This window comes from Shewanella sp. P1-14-1 (genome assembly GCF_001401775.1).
GTDB classification, from domain to species: Bacteria; Pseudomonadota; Gammaproteobacteria; order Enterobacterales; family Shewanellaceae; genus Shewanella; species Shewanella japonica.
Map to the genome: position 1 here is coordinate 112,045 of NZ_LKTL01000006.1, position 18,532 is coordinate 130,576.

At 41.0% G+C, this 18,532-nt stretch carries 13 protein-coding genes; 12 read left to right on the plus strand and 1 reads right to left on the minus strand.

What is annotated here, in order from left to right; genetic code table 11:
• Positions 1-11 precede the first annotated feature (11 nt).
• The 4 genes from infB to rpsO all read left to right on the plus strand — a co-directional run bounded on the left by infB (position 12) and on the right by rpsO (position 4,509).
• A complete protein-coding gene (gene infB, locus AN944_RS06095) occupies positions 12-2,660 on the plus strand; it encodes a translation initiation factor IF-2 (protein ID WP_055023712.1) in 2,649 nt (882 codons plus the stop codon).
• A 61-nt stretch (positions 2,661-2,721) separates the two neighbouring features.
• Entirely contained in the window at positions 2,722-3,162 is a 441-nt protein-coding gene (rbfA, locus tag AN944_RS06100; RefSeq protein WP_055023713.1) for a 30S ribosome-binding factor RbfA, read from the plus strand.
• On the plus strand, positions 3,162-4,106 hold the full coding sequence (truB, locus tag AN944_RS06105; RefSeq protein WP_055023714.1) for a tRNA pseudouridine(55) synthase TruB: 945 nt from the start codon (positions 3,162-3,164) through the stop codon (positions 4,104-4,106). Before rbfA ends, truB begins: the two co-directional genes overlap by 1 nt.
• 133 nt (positions 4,107-4,239) lie before the next feature.
• Positions 4,240-4,509 (plus strand): 30S ribosomal protein S15, encoded by a 270-nt coding sequence (gene rpsO / locus AN944_RS06110; protein ID WP_055023715.1) that lies wholly within the window; start codon positions 4,240-4,242, stop codon positions 4,507-4,509.
• A gap of 138 nt (positions 4,510-4,647) precedes the next feature.
• On the opposite strand, the gene AN944_RS06115 is transcribed toward rpsO, so the two are convergent.
• A complete protein-coding gene (locus tag AN944_RS06115) occupies positions 4,648-6,684 on the minus strand; it encodes a bifunctional diguanylate cyclase/phosphodiesterase (RefSeq protein WP_055023716.1) in 2,037 nt (678 codons plus the stop codon).
• 377 nt (positions 6,685-7,061) lie between these two features.
• On the opposite strand from AN944_RS06115, the gene pnp reads away from it, so the two are divergent.
• The 8 genes from pnp to deoA all read left to right on the plus strand — a co-directional run bounded on the left by pnp (position 7,062) and on the right by deoA (position 18,532).
• Complete coding sequence (gene pnp / locus AN944_RS06120) at positions 7,062-9,164, plus strand: polyribonucleotide nucleotidyltransferase (protein ID WP_055023717.1); 2,103 nt, start codon at positions 7,062-7,064, stop codon at positions 9,162-9,164.
• A 276-nt stretch (positions 9,165-9,440) separates the two neighbouring features.
• Positions 9,441-10,352: a lipoprotein NlpI gene (nlpI, locus tag AN944_RS06125; RefSeq protein ID WP_055023718.1), complete on the plus strand. Its 912-nt coding sequence runs from the start codon at positions 9,441-9,443 to the stop codon at positions 10,350-10,352.
• Between the two features lie 249 nt (positions 10,353-10,601).
• A complete protein-coding gene (gene prfC, locus AN944_RS06130; RefSeq protein ID WP_055023719.1) occupies positions 10,602-12,185 on the plus strand; it encodes a peptide chain release factor 3 in 1,584 nt (527 codons plus the stop codon).
• A gap of 278 nt (positions 12,186-12,463) precedes the next feature.
• Complete coding sequence (locus tag AN944_RS06135) at positions 12,464-13,228, plus strand: TatD family hydrolase (RefSeq protein WP_055023720.1); 765 nt, start codon at positions 12,464-12,466, stop codon at positions 13,226-13,228.
• A gap of 178 nt (positions 13,229-13,406) precedes the next feature.
• On the plus strand, positions 13,407-14,669 hold the full coding sequence (locus AN944_RS06140; protein ID WP_055023721.1) for a NupC/NupG family nucleoside CNT transporter: 1,263 nt from the start codon (positions 13,407-13,409) through the stop codon (positions 14,667-14,669).
• 364 nt (positions 14,670-15,033) lie between these two features.
• Positions 15,034-15,864, plus strand: coding sequence for an outer membrane protein OmpK (locus tag AN944_RS06145; RefSeq protein WP_055023722.1), 831 nt, complete (start codon positions 15,034-15,036; stop codon positions 15,862-15,864).
• A gap of 418 nt (positions 15,865-16,282) precedes the next feature.
• Positions 16,283-17,056 carry a deoxyribose-phosphate aldolase gene (gene deoC, locus AN944_RS06150; protein ID WP_055023723.1) on the plus strand — a complete coding sequence of 258 codons (774 nt, stop codon included), beginning with the start codon at positions 16,283-16,285 and terminating at the stop codon, positions 17,054-17,056.
• Positions 17,057-17,200: 144 nt separating this feature from the next.
• Positions 17,201-18,532, plus strand: a complete 1,332-nt coding sequence (deoA, locus tag AN944_RS06155) for a thymidine phosphorylase (RefSeq protein ID WP_055023724.1) — start codon at positions 17,201-17,203, stop codon at positions 18,530-18,532.

An 18,532-nucleotide genomic window follows, 5' to 3' on the forward strand; every position in this document is an offset into this window, starting at 1 on the left:
GGATTTAATTGATGGCAGATACAAGTATAGATAAATTGGCCACAGAAGTGGGCAAGAATGTAGACAGACTGATTGAACAGTTTGCCGAAGCGGGAATTAAGAAGACTAAAACTGACAGCGTTTCTGAAACAGAAAAGCAAACGTTGTTAGATCACTTAAAGAAGCAGCATGGTGGTGAAAATGCGCCGCAAAAAATGACTTTGCAACGCAAAACTGTGTCTACTTTAAGCGTGAATGCCGGTGGTGGCCAATCTAAAGACGTTAAAGTTGAAGTGCGTAAGAAACGTACTTTCGTTAAACGTGATGAAAGTGAATTAGCCGCAGAAGCAGAAAAACAAGCACAACAGCAAAAAGAAGCAGAAGCGGCGGCAAAAGCTGCAGCAGAAGCTAAAGCTGCTGAAGACAAAGCTAAGGCTGAAGCAAAAGCTAAAGCCGATGCAGAAGCTAAGGCAAAGAAAGAAGCCGAAGCTAAAGCAAAAGCAGAAGCAAAACCTGCTAAAGCTGATGATGCTGAAACTGCTGCAGCTAAAGCTGAAGCTGAGCGTATTAAAGCTGCTCAAGAAGAAGCGTTAACTAAAAAGCAAAAAGAAGAAGCTGCACAAGCTGCTGAAACTGCGCGTAAACTTGCTGAAGAAAACTCTAAGCGTTGGGCTGAAGAAGAGCGTCAACGTATAGAAGCTGAGAAAAACAGCGACCATCACATCACAACATCTAAAGCTGCTCGTGCTGCTGAAGATAGCTCTGATGCTGCAGAAGAAAAACGTGGCCGTCGTTCTCGTAACAAGAATGCGAACAAGAAACGTGGTGGCAAAGGCGGTCGTGATAACCGTTCAAGAGGCGCTCGTAACCAAAGTACTGCTCCTGAATCAATGGCACACGGCTTTAACAAGCCTGTCGCAGTGGTTAAAGGCGACATTCGTATTGGTGAAACCGTTTCTGTTGCTGAACTTGCGCAGCGTATGTCTGTTAAAGCAACTGAAATCATCAAGCAAATGATGAAAATGGGTTCAATGGTTACGATTAACCAAATCCTTGACCAAGAAACAGCACAAATGGTTGCTGAAGAAATGGGTCACAAAGTTGTACTACTACGTGAAAACGAACTAGAGCATCAAGTACTTGGTGATCGTGATGAAGAGAACGTTGTTTTAGAAACACGTGCTCCAGTTGTGACCATCATGGGTCACGTTGACCATGGTAAAACATCATTACTTGATTATATTCGTCGTGCAAAAGTTGCCGATGGTGAAGCCGGTGGTATTACGCAGCATATTGGTGCTTACCACGTTGAAACTGACAACGGCATGATCACTTTCTTAGATACTCCTGGTCACGCAGCGTTCACTTCTATGCGTGCTCGTGGTGCTAAAGCAACAGATATCGTTGTATTGGTCGTTGCTGCTGATGATGGTGCTATGCCTCAGACAATTGAAGCAATCCAACATGCTAAAGCCGGTAACGTGCCGTTAATCATTGCTGTGAACAAAATGGATAAGCCAGAAGCTGATCCAGAACGTGTTAAGAGTGAATTAGCGCAGCATGGTGTAATGTCTGAAGATTGGGGCGGCGAGCATATGTTCGTCAACGTTTCAGCTAAAGCAGGTACAGGTATCGATGAGCTACTTGAAGGCATTCTTTTACAAGCTGAAGTTCTAGAGCTTCAAGCTGTTCGTGAAGGTATGGCTGCAGGTGTGGTTATCGAATCTAAATTGGATAAAGGTCGTGGCCCTGTTGCTACTGTTCTTGTTCAAGAAGGTACGTTACGCCAAGGTGATATCGTTCTTTGTGGTCTTGAGTACGGTAAAATCCGTGCGATGAAAGATGAAAACGGTAAGAGCATTACTGAAGCAGGTCCATCAATCCCTGTTGAGATTTTAGGTCTTTCAGGTGTGCCATCTGCGGGTGATGAAGCGACAGTTGTACGTGATGAACGTAAAGCTCGTGAAGTTGCACTTTACCGTCAAGGTAAATTCCGTGATGTTAAACTTGCGCGTCAGCAGAAGTCTAAACTTGAGAACATGTTTGCGAACATGACTGAAGGCGAAGTACAAGAGCTAAACATCGTGCTTAAAGCAGACGTTCAAGGTTCACTTGAAGCAATTTGTGATTCATTAACTAAACTGTCTACTGACGAAGTTAAAGTTAGCATTATTGCTCGTGGTGTTGGTGCATTAACAGAAACTGATGCAACACTTGCAGCAGCTTCAAACGCTATCATGGTTGGTTTCAACGTTCGTGCTGATGCACAAGCGCGTAAGACAATTGAAGCTGAAAGCGTTGATTTACGCTACTATAGCGTTATCTATGACCTAATTGATGAAGTTAAAGCGGCAATGACCGGCATGTTAGCGCCTGAGTTCAAGCAGCAAATCATCGGTCTAGCTGAAGTACGTGACGTATTTAAGTCGCCTAAGATTGGTGCAATTGCGGGTTGTATGGTTACTGAAGGTACCATCAAACGTAGCGCTCCTATCCGTGTACTACGTGAAAACGTGGTTATCTACGAAGGTGAACTAGAATCATTACGTCGCTTTAAAGATGATGTAAACGATGTCCGTAATGGCATGGAATGTGGTATCGGTGTGAAGAACTACAATGACGTCAAAGTTGGCGATCAGATTGAGGTCTTCGAGACGGTCGAAGTGGCCAGAACGCTGTAACACAGAAAGGGCGGCGTAAGCCGCCTTTTTTATTTATATAAAGCTATAAGGTATTAATGTTATGGCAAAAGAATTTAGTCGTACACGTCGTATTGCACAGCAACTCCAGCAAGAGTTAGCGATGATTTTACAGCGCGACATGAAAGATCCACGTATCGGCTTCGTGACAGTAAACGATGTTGATGTCTCTCGTGATTTAAGCTTTGCGAAAGTTTTTGTGACTTTCTTCGAAGAAGATCAAGAGTTGGTTGATCAAAAAATTGAAGCACTGACAGCGGCTGCGCCTTATGTCAGAACATTAGTTGCAAGTCGAATGAAACTGCGTGTTATGCCTGAGCTGCGTTTTGTATACGATAGTTCGTTAGTTGAAGGCATGCGCATGTCTAACTTAGTGAGCCAAGTGATTACAGAAGACAAAGCTAAGCAAGACAAAGCAAGACAAGATGAGTTTGGCTCTGACGATGTTGATGCATCAGAAGATAAAACTGAGGATAAAGATTAATGGCTCGTCGTCGCAAAGGTCGTTTTATTAATGGCATCGTACTTTTAGATAAAGGTACTGGCATCAGTTCTAACCATGCTTTGCAACGCGTCAAACGTCTTTATAACGCCAATAAAGCAGGCCATACAGGTGCTTTAGACCCTTTAGCCACAGGTATGCTACCCGTTTGCTTAGGTGAAGCAACCAAGTTCTCTCAACACCTTTTAGATGCGGACAAGCGATATTTGGTGACAGCTAAATTAGGTGAAAGAACAGACACCAGTGATTCTGATGGTGAAGTTGTTCAGATCCGACCGGTTAAGTTTGAGCAAAAGCTGTTAGAGGATTCTTTAGAGCATTTTCGCGGTGACACCATGCAAGTGCCTTCAATGTTCTCTGCACTAAAGTATCAAGGGCAGCCTTTATACAAGTATGCTCGTGAAGGCATTGAGGTTCCTCGAGAAGCCCGTCCTATTACCGTATTTGAGTTGCTATTTGTTAGCCTAGAAGGCGATGACTTAACACTTGATATTCATTGCTCAAAAGGCACATACATTCGTACCATCATTGATGATTTAGGTGAAATGTTAGGTTGTGGCGCACATGTCACTATGCTGAGACGAACCCAAGTTGCAGGCTATCCATATGAGAAAATGGTGACGCTTGAGCAGTTAACTGATTTAGCTGAACACGTCGATAAAGAAGATGAGTCTTCTTTTAGCGTGTTAGATGATTTGTTGTTGCCGATGGACACTGCTGTAGCAAACTTCACTGAAGTTAATTTACCGGATGCTTGTGAGCAATTTATTATGCAAGGTCAGCCTGTTCAGGCTGCAGGCTTAAAAGCAGGTGAATTGGTCAGAATGACGTTAGGTGAGCAGCGTCGCTTTATCGGAATTGGCACCATGAATGATGATGGTTTGCTGGCTCCTAAGCGTCTAGTTGTTGATCACAGTGCAGAATAATCATTAATTACTAGCTTTTATCGACTGTTAAGTGTTTTTTATTGCGATAGTGACTGAATATAGTTAGAATGTCGCCCCCTCTGGCTGAGTTAGTGATTGGCTAGAGTTAATTTAATTTTTTCTGGAGATAAATATGTCACTAAGTAATGAACAAAAAGCAGCTATCGTAGCTGAATACAGCCGTGGTGAAAACGACACTGGTTCAACTGAAGTACAAGTTGCTTTATTGACTGCACAGATTAACCATCTGCAAGGTCACTTCAAAGAGCACATCCATGATCACCATTCACGTCGTGGTCTATTACGTATGGTTAGCGCACGTCGTAAACTTACTGCTTACTTAAAGCGTAAAGACGTAGCTCGTTATACTGCTCTTATCCAGAAGTTAGGTTTACGTCGTTAATAACGATGTTTAATTTGATTGTGTTTACATAGTCAAATTCTAACCGTAAAAAAGGAGGCTTAAGCCTCCTTTTTTATTATGTCCAATTTAGTCATACATCATCGCTTTACGTCTTTTTTAAAAGCAAGTCGCTGGCATTTAAACCTGTTCTAACGGCATACTCATTTCAGTAAAATATTGCGCTTCAAACTCGTCTAGCGGTAAGGGCTTACTGAAAAAGAAGCCTTGGCCAATTTGGCAATTATGCTGCTGAAGCCAAGTGAGTTGTTCTTGGTTCTCAATACCTTCTGCAACAATATCTAAATTCAGTTGCTGACCTAACATCAAAATGGTCGAAGCAATTGATGCATCATGGGGTAAATCAGATACAAACCCTCGGTCAATCTTCATCGTTGTAATAGGCAGATGCCTTAAGTATGACAATGATGAATACCCTGTACCAAAATCATCAACCGCTATACCAAAACCTGCACTTTTTAGCTGCTCTAGCTTAGCAATTGCTTGATCGACATCATTCATCAAAGAGGTCTCAGTTATCTCAATTTCTAAGAGTTCAGGACGAATTTGATATCTAAGCGCTAATTGTTTTATGTCAGAAACCAAACTGGCATCAGCGAACTGCTGCGATGCCACATTCACTGCAATTGGAATCGCATAATTGTATTTCTTTTCCCATTCACGAATGACCTTACAGCTTTGCTCGATAACCCAGCGGCCTATAGGAATGATTATCCCCGTTTCTTCTGCGATAGGTATGAAAGACATCGGCGGCACGAGTTCGCCATTCTTTTGCCAACGGATAAGTGCTTCACACCCCATAATTCGATTCGTTTTTAGATCAAGTTTTGGTTGGAAGTATAATAAGAATTCATTGTGCTTCAGGGCATCATGTAGTGAGGCTTCTGTTTTGAGCCTCACAGCGGCATTCTCGGTCATTTGTTGCTTAAAGAAAGCCCATTGATTAGAACCTGCAGCTTTAGCACTGTACATAGCGATATCAGCGTGTCGAATAAGATCCTCTGCGCCAGGGCCATCTTCAGGATAAATAGATATACCGATTGATGCCGCAGGGTGAATGGCGTGCTCGTTAAGTTGTACGGGGGCATTAAGTTGTTTTTGCAGTTTATCGACGAAGTCAGCTGCTTGATCTGGTGTTTCTATATCATCAGCGACAATAACAAACTCATCTCCACCTAATCTTGCTACGCTGCCTCTGTCACCTACAACGGTTTCTAAAATCCTCGCGACACGTGCCAAGAATTGATCCCCAATAGCATGACCCAATGAATCATTCACGTTTTTAAAGCGGTCTAAATCGATAAAGAGTAGTGCAAAGTGCCTTTTGTGAACCCGTGCTCGTTGAATAGTTACATCCAAAGTTTCGAGCAATAAGGTGCGGTTAGGCAAACTGGTTAATGGGTCCCGAGTTGCCATTTTTCTGAGTTTATTTTGAGTCTGACTAAACTGTAATAAAATCTGGTTGAACTTTGAGGTCACTAGCCCAAGCTCATCATCTTTGTGAGCCTTAGCCATAGGCAGTAAGTTTTCATCGGGTAAATCTGGGTCAATTTTATCAATTGCTTCACTAATTTGGGCAATGGGTTGAGTCAAAAAGCGGTGGAAAACGATAGTTAATACTAAGGTGAGTAATAAAGCTCGTGCTAACGTAGCAATAAAGCCGAGTTGTAACTGATTAAATAGGTTATTGGTCATCTCTTGTGTGTTGTAAAAGATGGTAAGCGTTCCAATCAGTTGCTGTTTTTTATTGCCTTCAAAATAAAAAGGGCGGTATAGCGGTCGTGAAATCTCATTTAAGTCTTTAAATAAAAAGTGGCTTAAATTGTCGTAGTTTTCAGAGAATTGTTTTGGTTGATTACTGGCTGTTACGAAAAGGCTACCATCATCTAAGGTAATGACTGCAGAGCTAATATTATCAATTTTGATAATACCCTCTAAGGTTTGTTCGGTTTGTTTATCATCTAGTGCCCAAACTGCATTAGAGGCAGTTTGTTCTACTGAATTAAGTAACTCTTCTTGAGAGGCGGTAAGCTGCTGTTTGGTTGTGACGACAACTAAAGCTATCTCGACAACAAAAATGGCAATCGCAAAAAACAAAGCAGTAAATACAACTAAGTTAGTTTGCTTCCATGTCAGAGATTTAAACCTTGGTGTCATTCAAACGATTCCATTTGTTTTTATTACATTTTCATAGAGCAGATATCGATTAGAGAGTAAATCTGCTGTGCCTAATCACTTATTAATTTATATCGCTTTCGCATCATCTCACTTTAGACAAAATCAGATTAAATGTCATTAATTATAGCGATAACCTTCCTCAACAAGAGAGGTGCTTCAAGCAGTTAAGCAATTTTGAGCGGCTTTGTCATCCTGCTGTCATCAAATGCAAGTATTTACAATGGCTGTTATCGGCTTCATTTTCGGTAAATTTAATTATTTTTTAGCGGTATATTGCGATGCGCTTTAACTATTGTAAAAAATTGCAGTATACTTATGCGCGTAATTTAAAGGTCAATAATTAAGGAATGGGTCACGTGAATCCAATTGTAAAGAGTTTTGAGTATGGTCAACATACCGTCACCTTAGAAACAGGTGTTATTGCACGTCAAGCAGATGCTGCAGTTTTAGCGAGCATGGGCGATACAACAGTATTAGTAACTGTTGTTGGTAAAAAAGTAGCGGATCCAAGCCGTGACTTCTTCCCATTAACAGTTAACTACCAAGAAAAAACCTACGCAGCAGGTAAAATCCCTGGTGGTTTCTTCAAGCGTGAAGGTCGTCCTTCTGAAGATGAAACACTGATTGCTCGTTTAATCGACCGTCCAATTCGTCCTTTATTTCCGAACGGTTTTAAAAACGAAGTTCAAGTAATCATTACGGTAGTTTCAGTTGATCCACAAATTGAACCAGATATGGTTGCAATGATTGGTACTTCAGCTGCGCTTTCTATTTCAGGTATCCCATTTAATGGCCCAATCGGCGCAGCACGCGTTGGTTACATTGATGGCGAATATCTATTAAACCCAACAGTTGATCAAGTTGCTGAAAGTGATCTTGATTTAGTTGTTGCTGGTACTGAATCAGCTGTATTGATGGTTGAATCAGAAGCAAAATCATTAGCTGAAGAAATCATGTTAGGTGCGGTGACTTACGGTCACGACCAGCAGCAAGTTGTTGTTCAAGCTATTGCAGAATTCAAAGCAGAAGCGGGTAAACCTACTTGGGATTGGACTGCTCCAGTACAAGATCAAGATTTAGTAGCTCAAATTAAAGAGTTAGCTGAAGAAGGCATGACTGCGGCTTACCAAATCGAAGTTAAGCAAGACCGTTATGCTCAAGTTGGCGTAGTTAAAGCGGCTGCTAAAGAAGCATTGATTGCTCAAAATCCTGATGTTGATACTCGTGAAGTTGACAACTTATTAGGTAGTCTTGAAAAAGACGTAGTTCGTGGTCGTATTATCAGTGGCAAGCCACGTATCGACGGTCGTGAACCAGATATGATCCGCGCATTAAACGTATTAGCGGGTGTACTTCCACGTACACACGGTAGTTCTTTATTTACTCGTGGTGAAACTCAAGCATTAGTAACTTGTACTTTAGGTACTGAACGTGATGCTCAAAAAATTGACAGCATCATGGGCGAACGTACTAATCGCTTTATGCTTCATTACAACTTCCCTCCTTACTCTGTTGGTGAAACAGGTATGGTTGGTTCACCTAAGCGTCGTGAAATTGGTCACGGTAAATTAGCTTGGCGTGGTATCAATGCTGTTATGCCTTCTGCTGAAGAATTCCCATACAGTGTTCGTGTTGTATCTGAAATCACAGAATCAAACGGTTCAAGCTCTATGGCTTCTGTTTGTGGTACTTCATTAGCGTTAATGGATGCGGGTGTACCTATCAAGACTTCTGTTGCTGGTATCGCAATGGGTCTAGTAAAAGAAGGCGACGACTTTGTTGTTCTTTCTGATATCTTAGGTGATGAAGATCACTTAGGTGATATGGATTTTAAAGTAGCGGGTACTCGTGACGGTATTACTGCTCTGCAGATGGATATCAAGATTGAAGGTATCACTAAAGAGATCATGGACATCGCACTGCAACAAGCATACGGCGCACGTGTTCATATTCTTAACGTTATGGACCAAGCAATTGGTGGCGCACGTGAAGATATCTCTGATCACGCTCCACGTATCACGACTATCAAGATTAATCCTGAGAAGATCCGTGACGTTATCGGTAAAGGTGGTGCAACTATCCGTGCACTTACTGAAGAAACAGGCACAACAATTGAACTTGATGACAACGGTACTGTGAAGATTGCATCTTCAAACGGTGAAGCAACGAAAGAAGCTATTCGTCGTATCGAAGAAATCACTGCTGAAGTTGAAGTGGGTCGCATCTATAAAGGTAAGGTTATCCGTATCGTTGATTTCGGTGCATTCGTTAACATCCTACCTGGTAAAGACGGCTTAGTTCACATCTCACAAATCAGTGAAGAACGTGTTGCTAACGTTTCTGACCATCTTGAAATGAATCAAGAAGTTGACGTTAAAGTGATGGAAGTTGACCGTCAAGGTCGTGTAAGACTATCTATCAAAGAAGCGAACGCTAAAGAAGAAGCTGCTGCAGAATAATATCTGACACCAAGCTTTAATTAAAAGGAGATCTTCGGGTCTCCTTTTTTGTGCCTATAATTTGTCGATAAATGCTTAGTGTAGACGTTATGGATATTGAATGAATACGTTGAGCAAGTCATGTAAGTTATCAATTTCAACCGTAGCTTATTAACTCTAAAGCTGGCTATATCATCAGTTATGCTGGTAAATGAAATTTTATTGGTATCTGCATAGCCCTTATGGAGATTGGTTGATATGATGCAAAGTAATTATAGAACCTGATAAGGTATTTAAATGGAACAGAAATTACGTACCACAGTTGTCGCATTATGTGTGGGTGCCAGTTTGTTATTGTCAGGTTGTGCCTCTTTATCTGGTAGTACCGATAGCGCAGCGAATGGCAAAATCATGGTTGCGCCAAATGTCCCAGACTACAAACTTGAAGTAACCTTAGCCAAATTAAATGAAATTCTTGGCACGATGGAACTAACGCCTGAACAACGAGCGCGTTTTCATTATGATCGTGGCGTAATATATGACAGCGTTGGTTTACGTTTACTTGCAAGAATAGATTTTCATCAAGCCATTAAACTACAGCCTAATTTAGCCGACGCTTATAACTTCTTAGGGATTTATTACACCCAAGAGGGGGAGTTTGAAAGTGCTTACGAGTCATTTGATGGCGTACTTGAGTTATCACCTGAATATGATTATGCCTATTTGAACCGTGGTATTGCTTTGTATTACGGCGAGCGTTATGAATTAGCCGCTCAAGACATGAAAGACTTTTTACGAAAGGATCCTTCTGATGGCTACCGTGCTTTGTGGTTATACCTAGTCGACTCACCAAGAGATACAGAGTCTGCACAGCTAGCATTAGCGGAAAATCGTCAGTCATTGAATGATCAGGCTTGGTCGTCAGTGTTAGTTGACTACTACTTAGGTAAAATGACTAAAGAGCAGGTTTTTGAGGCTGCTAAGGTCAATTTAAACCAGCCTAAAGAATATTCTGAGCGCTTATGTGAAGCCTATTTTTACATTGCCAAAAAAGCAGTTGAGCAACAAGATTACCAACTTGCTATTGATTACTACCGATTGAGCTTGGCAACTAATATTTATGATTTTGTAGAGCATCGCTATGCAAGAATCGAACTTGCTCAAGCGCAGCAGCAATTAATTGAACAAGAATCGGCTCAAACAAACTAATTGAGTGAATATCTAAAAGGCCGATAATGTTATTATCGGCCTTTTTCTATTTACTCCTCAGGGCTAAGATTTATAAGCTCAGATTTTCTAGTTCAAATTCTGCAGTTAAGCAAGGCTAGTTCAAACTTCACTGACATCGTCAATCAGCTTTTGGTTTTGACTCACCAATACTCAAGACTTTACCTAGCCAACTATCCTCGGAAACGCTATAATTTGCGCCATTTTATTTATGCTAGGGCAAAGTAACTCATGTCAGCTCACACAGTCGAGGTCGATAAACGTCGTACCTTCGCGATTATTTCGCATCCCGATGCCGGTAAAACGACTATCACCGAGAAAGTTCTTTTATTCGGACAAGCTATCCAAACTGCAGGTACTGTAAAAGGTCGTGGTTCAAAGCAGCACGCAAAGTCTGACTGGATGGAAATGGAAAAAGATCGTGGTATTTCTATCACGACGTCTGTGATGCAGTTTCCTTATAGTGATTGCTTAGTCAATCTTCTTGATACACCTGGTCACGAAGACTTCTCGGAAGATACCTATCGTACCTTAACAGCAGTTGATTCATGTTTAATGGTCATTGACTCTGCTAAAGGTGTCGAAGATAGAACACGTAAACTGATGGAAGTTACTCGACTTCGTGACACGCCGATTGTCACTTTCATGAACAAATGTGACCGTGATATTCGCGATCCTATGGAAGTGATGGACGAAGTAGAAAATGAGCTGAAAATTGCCTGTGCTCCAATTACTTGGCCAATTGGTTGTGGTAAATCCTTCAAAGGTGTTTACCATATTCTACGTGATGAAACTGTGCTTTATCAATCTGGTCAAGGTCATACGATTCAAGAAGTCCGTATCGTTAAAGGGCTTGAAAATCCAGATTTAGATGAAGCCGTTGGTAGTGAGCTGGCTGAGCAATTACGTGAAGAGTTAGAGCTGGTTATTGGTGCTTCACATGAGTTTGAACTTGAGCCTTTTTTGAAAGGTGAACTTTCACCGGTCTTTTTTGGTACTGCATTAGGTAACTTTGGTGTTGATCATGTACTTGATGGTCTAACAGAGTGGGCTCCTAAGCCACAACCTCGTGCAACCGAGATGGGTGATATCCATGCTGAAAATGAAAAGTTCAGCGGCTTTGTATTTAAAATTCAAGCTAACATGGACCCTAAACATCGTGACCGTGTTGCGTTTATGCGTATTGTTTCTGGTAAATATCAGAAAGGCATGAAAATGCACCATGTTCGTGCCGGCAAAGATGTGCGCATTTCTGATGCGTTAACCTTTGTTGCGGGTGACCGTGAGCAAGTAGAAGAAGCATACCCTGGTGATATTATCGGGTTACATAACCACGGTACTATTCAAATTGGTGATACCTTCTCACAAGGTGAGAAGCTTAAGTTTACGGGTATTCCTAACTTCGCACCTGAAATGTTCCGCCGTATTCGCTTAAAAGATCCGCTGAAGCAAAAGCAATTGCTTAAAGGTTTAGTGCAGCTAGCTGAAGAAGGCGCTGTGCAGGTATTTAGACCACTTGATACCAATGACCTTATTGTTGGTGCTGTTGGTGTGCTGCAATTTGAAGTGGTTGTAGGCCGTCTTAAGAGCGAGTACAACGTAGAAGCGATTTATGAAGGCATTAGTGTGTCGACAGCCCGTTGGGTTTATTGTAAAGACGAGCGTAAGCTAGAAGAGTTCCGCCGTAAGTGCAGTGCAAACTTAGCACTAGATGGTGGCGATAACTTAACGTATATCGCACCTACCATGGTAAATCTGAATTTATCAATGGAACGCTACCCAGATGTTGAGTTTGCCAAAACACGAGAAAATTAATCCATAAACTCTAAAGAGTCGGTATTGATGAATATTAAAGGCGGATTTTCCGCCTTTTTTTATGCTCAAATAGGCCAAATAAATCGGTTTGTATAAACGGAATAATCAGTATATTTTGGAGCAAGAAATACTTATCAGCATCGACTATTCCATTATTTGTGTGCGATAAGCTTTTAGCATTCAGTATCTTTTAAGCCGTTTTTGATAGGTTAAACTTAGCAACGACGATTAATAATAACCTGATGTGTAAATGATTTTAGTCAAAGGGAGAGATATACATGATTGATTCTCATGCACATTTAGATCTTGCTGACTTTGATCATGACAGGGCTGAATTATTTAATGCTATGGCATTAAAAGGAATAAACTCGGCTTTAATCCCTGCGATTAGTGAACAGCATTGGGAAAATCAATTAGCGATAGCACAGCAATATCATTGCTATTTTGCTTTGGGTATTCACCCTTGGTATGTTCCCGAAGACATTAACGCATCACTCGTATCACTGGAGAATATGCTCGCCAAACATGCGGCAAATGACAGACTTGTAGCCGTTGGTGAGTGCGGATTAGATAAGCTAAAACCAGACTTTGATAGACAGCAACAGCTATTATCTGGACAATTAAAAATTGCAATTAACATGGAGTACCCAGTGATTCTTCATGGAGTGAAATGTCACCAAGAGTTATTGTCATTATTAAACCGATTCCCTAATCCCAAAGGGGGCGTTATTCATGGTTTTTACGGTGCGCCAGAGTTGGCAAGTCGATATATTGAACTAGGATATAAATTGGGTATCGGTGGCTTATTACTCAATCCAAAAGCCAAAAAGTTAAGAAAAACGATCACTGAATTGGATATTAAACATTTCATAATTGAAACAGACTCGCCTAGCATGACCCCCTATAATGCAACCGAAAAACGAAATACTCCGCTTATTTTGCCAAATGTGGCCTCTGAGATCGCAAATTTACAGAAAAAAACAACTGTTTTTATATTAGAACGATTGAATAAAAACTTCTCCCAACTGTTTGAGCTGTCGTAATTTTTTTTTAAACATGGTTATTAATAAATATTAATGTTTCATAAGATCCTGAAATTAAACTCTAAAAGTATGATCTAATCCACGATTTTCATCTGCTCCTCAGTTATAATCATTAACGGAAAATAGGTGAGTTAACAACAATTATACAAATCGTTAACATAAATAAGGGTGATGATTAATGGATATACTAATGAGTCTAGTTGGGGTGGTTACCATACTAGCAATCGGTTATGCACTATCAAACAACAGAAAAGCTATTAATGTTCGTACTGTTGGTGGCGCTTTAGCAATTCAAGCATTCTTTGCTGGTTTTGTTTTATACGTTCCAGTTGGTAAAGACATTTTAAAAGGTGTTTCTGACGCAGTATCTAGCGTAATTGGTTACGCTCAAAATGGTATTAACTTCTTATTTGGCGACTTAGCCCAATTTAAAGTTGGTTTCATCTTCGCGGTAAACGTACTTCCGGTTATCGTATTCTTCTCTTCTTTAATTGCAGTTCTTTACTACTTGGGCATCATGCAGTGGATCATCCGTATTATCGGTGGTGGTTTACAAAAAGCATTAGGCACTAGCCGTACAGAGTCTATGTCTGCAACGGCTAACATCTTCGTTGGTCAAACTGAAGCTCCTTTAGTTGTACGTCCTTTCATCGCGACAATGACTAACTCTGAATTATTCGCAATCATGGTTGGTGGTTTAGCATCAATCGCGGGTTCAGTATTAGCTGGTTACGCGCAAATGGGTGTACCGATTGAGTACTTAGTTGCTGCATCATTCATGGCTGCTCCAGGTGGTCTTATGATGGCTAAGCTAATGCACCCTGAAACTGAAGAAGCTAAAAACGAAATGTCAGATCTTCCAGAAGATCCTGACAAGCCAGCAAACGTATTAGACGCGGCTGCTGCAGGTGCTTCATCTGGTATGCATTTAGCACTTAACGTTGGTGCAATGTTGATTGCTTTCGTTGGTTTGATTGCAATGATCAACGGTATCATCGGTGGTGTAACAGGTTGGTTCGGTCTTGAAGGTATTACTTTAGAGCTAATCTTAGGTTACATCTTCATGCCATTAGCATTCTTAATCGGTGTACCTTGGAACGAAGCATTAGTTGCTGGTTCTTTCATCGGTCAAAAGATTGTTGTTAACGAATTCGTAGCATACCTTAACTTTGCTCCTTACTTACTAGATGCATCAGCTGAAGGTTACCAAGTAGTAGCAGAAACAGGCATGATGATGACTGACAGAACCAAAGCGATTATCTCATTCGCATTATGTGGTTTTGCTAACTTATCTTCTATTGCAATTCTATTAGGTGGTTTAGGTGCAATGGCTCCTAGCCGTCGCCATGACTTAGCTAAACTAGGTATCCGTGCTGTTATTGCCGGTTCTTTAGCTAACTTAATGAGTGCGACTCTAGCTGGTTTATTCTTAGCGATTTAATTGTCTAAGACGACCTTGAGTTGAGTAAATGAAGGCTGTTGTTACCTCGGTAATAGCAGCTTTTTTTTAGGTTTTTTTACCTAAGTTAATTGAAGTTTAATCTCGCTAGCCCATTGGCTGGCATATGACTTGCTTTGTTAAATCACCAGTTTTTTATATTACTTTACTCAAAAAATGCAGTTTATTAGTCATAAATGTTCTAAGTTGTTAGTAGAAAGTAGAGATATTGTTCACATTTTGGGATTAAGTATTCGTATTTTTACCAAATAATATTGAGCTTTTATCCAATCTATGTACAATGCAAACGTTTATAAAAATCGCCACCCACGAAGGTGGTAAAATAAATATATCAATGGGGTTGATAATGAAAAACGTTAAAACTTTAGCTTTAGCTGCTACAACTATCGCTGCTATGTCTGCACCTGCAATGGCTGCTGACCGTGGTGAAGATATCCGTTCTGGTGATTACAGCTGGATGCAGTTCAATGCAATGTACGCATTTGACGAATTACCAAGTGCTGGCGAAAGTGGCCACGATTACTTAGAAATGGAATTTGGCGGCCGCGCTGGTGTTGTTGATTTATACGGTTACGTAGACGTATTCAACTTATTCACTCAAGATTCTGGTGACAAAGGCTACGGTGAAAGCCGTATGTTCATGAAGTTTGCACCTCGTTTCTCTTTAGATGCAATCACTGGTCTTGACCTTTCAGTTGGTCCTATCCAAGAAGTGTACTTCTCTACTCTATTCAACTGGGGTGGTGGAGCAATTGGTGAAGACGTAAACTCTTCTTTCTGGGGTTTAGGTGCTGACGTTATGGTTCCATGGTTAGGTAAAACTGGCATGAACTTATACGCTCACTACGACATGAATGGTAAAGATTGGAATGGTTACCAGTTCTCTGCTAACTGGTTCAAGCCTGTTCATAACTTCGATAACGGTACTTTCGTAGCGTTCCAAGGCTATGTTGATTACCAATTTGGTGCTGATGATGAGTACGGCGATGAGTTCGTTCCAATGTCTAGTAATGGTGGTGCAGCATACTTCGGTCTACACTGGCATTCAGATAACTACGCACTTGGTTACGGCCTAAAAGGCTACAAAGATGTATACCTTCTTGAAGATGGTGCTGGTATCGTTGGTCTAGAAACAACTGGTTGGGCTCACTACCTAACAGCTACTTACAAGTTCTAATCTAATTTGTAAGCTTTGGAGCCACATTATGTGGCTCCAAATTTATTGCAAAATATGTTAGTATTTACTTAAGTACATACAAAAATTTGTTAGAATGTATTTAGATAAATATTAAAGTCCAAACAATTTAAAATAGTGAACTAATATACTAGTGGTTCGGTATCAAATGTTTGGATTGATTTGCGCGCTAAAAGGGAATTTTCGCGGAATGGATGAAACAATTATTCTTTGTTTCACCTCTTCCGGTCTTCAAGGATTCAAGTCGTGGTACTCGTTATCAGATTGAATACTTAGTTCAGTAACTTATCAATTAATTTACTGGCAATGCTCGAAGGCCCGGCCTCTACATCAATCAACTGCCAGCTTTATGCATTGCCAAAACAAGATTTTTATTAGGTTTTTGTTTCGGAGAGCAAACATGAGTGATTTAAAAAAAGCAGCACAACTTGGTATCTCATTAATGGATTTAACCACATTAAATGACGATGATACTGATCAAAAAGTCATTGATTTATGCCACAAAGCGAATACTGCTGCTGGCCATACTGCTGCCATTTGTATTTATCCGCGTTTTATTCCAATTGCTCGTAAAACATTGAATGAGTTAGATTGCGAAGATATCAAAATTGCTACCGTAACTAACTTTCCACACGGTAACGATGATATTGCTATTGCTGTATTAGAAACTCGTGCTGCTGTTGCTTATGGCGCAGATGAAGTTGATGTGGTTTTCCCATACCGTTCATTAATGGCTGGTAACGAGTCTTTAGGTTTTGAGCTCGTTAAAGCATGTAAAGAAGCGTGTGGTGATGAAGCGATCTTAAAAGTGATTATCGAATCAGGCGAGCTTAAAGATCCTGCGTTAATTCGTAAGGCTTCTGAATTATCGATTGATGCTGGTGCCGACTTCATTAAAACTTCAACGGGTAAAGTTCCTGTTAATGCGACATTGGAAGCTGCAGAAATTATGCTGACAGTTATCAGTGAGAAAAACCGTAATGTTGGCTTTAAGCCTGCAGGTGGTGTGCGCGATGCTGCACAAACAGCTGAGTTCTTAGGCGTGGCAGAGCGTATTTTAGGTGCAGAGTGGATTTCTCCAGCTAGCTTCCGTTTTGGTGCATCAAGCTTATTAACTAGTTTACTTCATACTCTAGACCTTGCTGATGCTCCTCAAGGTAAACAAGGATACTAAGCAGGTCGATTTGCTTAGTTAGACGTCTTAACGGTTTTAATTGATAGCACCAAGTAACATTGCATTATTTATTTGGTGCCATCTTGTTAAGGTGAAACTCTTGATTTTAAGTATGAATAAAAGGGTTTCATTGGAGGAAATGTTATGTTTCTCGCTCAAGAAATTATTCGTAAAAAACGTAATGGTGAAGCACTTAGTTCTGCTGAAATTCAATTCTTTGTAGACGGTATTACCCAAAATACTGTTTCTGAGGGACAAATTGCTGCATTCGGCATGGCTGTTTATTTTCAAGATATGAACATGGATGAACGTATTGCACTGACCACAGGCATGCGTGACTCTGGCACAGTACTTAATTGGGATTCGTTATCGTTAAACGGACCGATTATTGATAAGCACAGTACTGGCGGAGTCGGTGATGTTATCAGTCTGATGCTTGGCCCTATGGCTGCGGCTTGCGGCGGTTATGTGCCAATGATTTCCGGTCGTGGTTTAGGCCATACTGGTGGTACTCTCGATAAGTTTGACGCAATTCCTGGTTATCAAACCGAACCTTCAAGTGAACTCTTCCGTAAAGTAGTTAAAGAGGCTGGTGTCGCCATCATTGGCCAAACTGGTGATTTAGTCCCAGCTGATAAGCGCTTTTATTCTATTCGAGACAATACAGCGACAGTCGAGTCTATTTCTTTGATTACTGCTTCTATTCTTTCAAAGAAACTCGCAGCGGGCCTTGATGCACTAGCGATGGATGTCAAAGTCGGTAGTGGTGCGTTTATGCCTACTTACGAAGCATCTGAAGAGTTAGCTCGAAGTATTACTGCTGTTGCTAATGGCGCGGGGACTAAAACCACTGCATTACTCACTGACATGAACCAAGTACTAGCCTCATGTGCAGGTAATGCTGTCGAAGTTCGTGAAGCGATTAATTTTCTCACTGGTAAATATCGTAATCCGCGTCTATATGAAGTGACTATGGGCTTATGTGCGGAAATGCTAGTGTTAGGTGGCATTGCCCAAAATGATGCTGAAGCTCGTACTAAGCTTAATGCTGTACTTGATAATGGTAAAGCCGCTGAGATTTTTGGCCGTATGGTGTCAGGTCTTGGTGGGCCGGCTGACTTCATTGAGTCATTCGATAACTATTTACCTCATGCATCGATTATCCGTCCTGTTTATGCCAGCCAACAAGGCTTTGCGCACAGCATGGATACTCGAGAGCTCGGCTTAGCTGTTGTTACTTTAGGTGGCGGACGCAGAAAGCCTGGTGATAAATTAGATTACAGTGTCGGATTAACCGATGTCTGTGCTTTAGGTGATGAGATTACTCAAGATAAACCTATTGCTATGATACATGCTCAATCAGAAGCGGCATTTGAAGAAGCTTCTGCCGCGGTACAACAAGCGATACATATTAAAGATTCGGCGCCAGAAAAAACGCCTGAAATTTATCGCTATATCCGCGCATCGGATTTATAA

Bases quoted from the DNA above. Each gene is read 5' to 3' on its own strand.
- infB (WP_055023712.1), top strand. From the start codon at position 12: ATGGCAGATACAAGTATAGATAAATTGGCCACAGAAGTGGGCAAGAAT.
- rbfA (WP_055023713.1), top strand. From the start codon at position 2,722: ATGGCAAAAGAATTTAGTCGTACACGTCGTATTGCACAGCAACTCCAG.
- truB (WP_055023714.1), top strand. From the start codon at position 3,162: ATGGCTCGTCGTCGCAAAGGTCGTTTTATTAATGGCATCGTACTTTTA.
- rpsO (WP_055023715.1), top strand. From the start codon at position 4,240: ATGTCACTAAGTAATGAACAAAAAGCAGCTATCGTAGCTGAATACAGC.
- AN944_RS06115 (WP_055023716.1), bottom strand. From the start codon at position 6,684: ATGACACCAAGGTTTAAATCTCTGACATGGAAGCAAACTAACTTAGTT.
- nlpI (WP_055023718.1), top strand. From the start codon at position 9,441: ATGGAACAGAAATTACGTACCACAGTTGTCGCATTATGTGTGGGTGCC.
- prfC (WP_055023719.1), top strand. From the start codon at position 10,602: ATGTCAGCTCACACAGTCGAGGTCGATAAACGTCGTACCTTCGCGATT.
- AN944_RS06135 (WP_055023720.1), top strand. From the start codon at position 12,464: ATGATTGATTCTCATGCACATTTAGATCTTGCTGACTTTGATCATGAC.
- AN944_RS06140 (WP_055023721.1), top strand. From the start codon at position 13,407: ATGGATATACTAATGAGTCTAGTTGGGGTGGTTACCATACTAGCAATC.
- AN944_RS06145 (WP_055023722.1), top strand. From the start codon at position 15,034: ATGAAAAACGTTAAAACTTTAGCTTTAGCTGCTACAACTATCGCTGCT.
- deoC (WP_055023723.1), top strand. From the start codon at position 16,283: ATGAGTGATTTAAAAAAAGCAGCACAACTTGGTATCTCATTAATGGAT.
- deoA (WP_055023724.1), top strand. From the start codon at position 17,201: ATGTTTCTCGCTCAAGAAATTATTCGTAAAAAACGTAATGGTGAAGCA.